At 66.5% G+C, this 233-nt stretch carries 1 protein-coding gene; it reads right to left on the bottom strand.

The window, feature by feature from the left end; translation table 11 throughout:
* Positions 1–233, bottom strand: a 233-nt coding sequence (locus B7767_RS44095; RefSeq protein WP_179167582.1) for a 2-oxo acid dehydrogenase subunit E2, incomplete at both ends; no start/stop codon positions are given.

The raw sequence follows: 233 nt of genomic DNA, 5'->3' as shown, positions 1-233 counted from the left end.
GTGTCGAAGTAGGTGATGGTCCCCTCGGCCTCGTTGATCTTGGCGTTGATCGGCGCGTGCGCCTTCAGCGCCTGGGCCGCGGCCTTGACGAAGAACGGCATCGGGGAGAGCTTGACCCCCTCACGAGCCGCGAACGCGTCCTTGGCGCGGGCGCGCAGCTTCATCAGACGGGTGACGTCGACCTCGACCACCGAGGAGAGCTGGGCCTGCTCGTGCAGGGCCTTGACCATGTT

The sequence above is a fragment of the Streptomyces sp. 13-12-16 genome (assembly GCF_002114215.1).
Lineage (GTDB): Bacteria > Actinomycetota > Actinomycetes > Streptomycetales > Streptomycetaceae > Streptomyces.
The sequence above is the reverse complement of the archived record's forward strand: the minus strand, read 5'-3'. Positions and strand labels throughout refer to the sequence as shown.